Annotated in this window: 2 protein-coding genes; both read left to right on the forward strand. The window is 40.3% G+C overall.

The features are described 5' to 3' along the window. Positions 1–44 precede the first annotated feature (44 nt). Entirely contained in the window at positions 45–1,124 is a 1,080-nt protein-coding gene (locus tag AC1DPQ_RS26020) for an endo-1,4-beta-xylanase (RefSeq protein WP_477580276.1), read from the forward strand. An 82-nt stretch (positions 1,125–1,206) separates the two neighbouring features. Then, entirely contained in the window at positions 1,207–2,046 is an 840-nt protein-coding gene (locus AC1DPQ_RS26025) for a sialate O-acetylesterase (RefSeq protein ID WP_477580278.1), read from the forward strand. Positions 2,047–2,073: the final 27 nt, after the last annotated feature.

A 2,073-nucleotide genomic window follows, 5' to 3' on the forward strand; every position in this document is an offset into this window, starting at 1 on the left:
GCCACAATCCGAATAATTTAGCCTACTGATCATCAAACCAGATTATGAGCCGAAAGCCGAATAAATTATTAGCGATTCTTCTATTCCTTTTCTTAGGGATCCTGACCTTAAGTGCATACAAAAGAGCCAGCGGGCTTAAAGATTACTATAAAAATTATTTCCCCATAGGTGTTGCCGTTAAGCCGAGCGACCTCCATAATCAAGAAAAGTCGCTGATCTTAACACATTTTAATAGTATCACGGCAGAAAATGCAATGAAAATGGGTCCAATACATCCCTTTGAAAATAGATTTTTCTGGAAAATTGCAGATTCAATTGTTCAATTTGGATTACAGAATAAGATAAAAGTAAGGGGTCACTGCTTAGTCTGGTATGCCCAAACACCAAGATGGCTATTTAAAGACTCTACAGGAAACCAGGTAACTAAAGATGTGTTGCTTTCCAGGATCAAAAACCATATTAACACCGTTGTATCCCGGTACCGTGGGAAAATTTACGCTTGGGATGTAGTAAATGAGGTGATTGCAGATGATACCAGCACTTTCCGGAAATCTCAGCTGTATAACATTGCAGGAGAGGATTTTATTGAACAAGCATTTAGGAATGCACATGTGGCAGATCCAAAAGCATTGTTGTTTTATAACGATTACAATACGGAAAATCCTATAAAACGGGACAAGATATATCGGATGCTTAAAAAGCTATTAGCCAAAGGAGTTCCCATTCATGGCGTTGGATTACAGGCGCATTGGTCTATCAGTAACCCTACCCGCTCCGAACTTGAAAAATCTATTGAATTGTTTTCATCACTTGGTCTTCAGATCCAATTTACCGAGTTAGATGTTTCCGTGTATTCGGGAAGACAGGGCGGCCAGATGGTTACAGGTGAAAAAGGCGCTAATACAGCTGTTTTTACACCAGAAATGGAACAGCAGCAATTGGAAAAATATAAGATGGTTTTTGAGGTGTTCAGAAAATATAAAAAGAACATTACGGGTGTTACCTTTTGGAAYCTCTCCGACCGTTATAGCTGGCTCGATGCCAGAGGTAGGAAAAACTTTCCATTACTATTTGATGCCGATTTAAAACCCAAAAAAGCATACTACGAGGTTACAAAGTTTTAAACAAACAAGCATTTGATGATTAAAGGCAATATGTACTGCTAAATCATCAGTATACATCAATTACGATCAACTATAACCAAATATGACTAAACTACGTGCCATCTTTACTTGTGCAGCTTTATTGCTGATCAGTATTCCCTCATTTTCACAGGATTCGAATTTTTATATATTTCTGTGTTTCGGACAATCGAACATGGAAGGAGCTGCCAAATTTGAAACACAAGATACTACAGCAGTTGACCAACGGTTTCGCCTGTTGGAAGCCGTTAATTGCGATAACTTAAACCGTACAAAAGGTAACTGGTATACTGCTGTTCCGCCGCTAACACGATGTAAAACGGGACTGGGCCCAGTAGATTATTTCGGCCGGACACTTGTTGCCAACCTGCCCAAAAATATTAAAATCGGTGTAATCAATGTCGCCGTAGGCGGATGTAAAATTGAACTGTTCGACAAAGAAAATTACCAATCCTACACCACAACAGCGCCAGATTGGATGAAGGGTATGTTAGCTGAATACGAGGGAAACCCATATGCCCGGATGGTAGAGATGGCTAAAATTGCACAGCAAAGTGGCATAATCAAAGGGATATTGTTGCATCAGGGAGAGTCAAACACCGGCGATAAAGCGTGGCCAGAAAAAGTAAAGGGCGTGTATGAAAACTTATTGAAAGACCTAAAATTAGAAGCTAAAAATACGCCGTTACTAGCCGGAGAAGTGGTAAACGCCGATCAGGGCGGAGTTTGTGCCAGCATGAACGCTATTATTGCAACTTTACCGCAAACCATCCCCAATGCACATGTTATTTCTTCTGCGGGCTGTCCTGATGGACCGGACAATCTACATTTTTCTGCCGAAGGCTACCGTATGTTAGGCAAAAGATATGGAGAAAAGATGCTGAGCTTACTTGGCAAAAAATAATCAAATAGCCTATACTTTTCCAAACTG

The sequence above is a fragment of the Pedobacter sp. 01T416_2 genome (genome assembly GCF_056398925.1).

What these genes read in the sequence shown, in the direction of transcription:
- AC1DPQ_RS26025 (WP_477580278.1), top strand. Translation starts at nt 1,207, where the DNA reads ATGACTAAACTACGTGCCATCTTTACTTGTGCAGCTTTATTGCTGATC.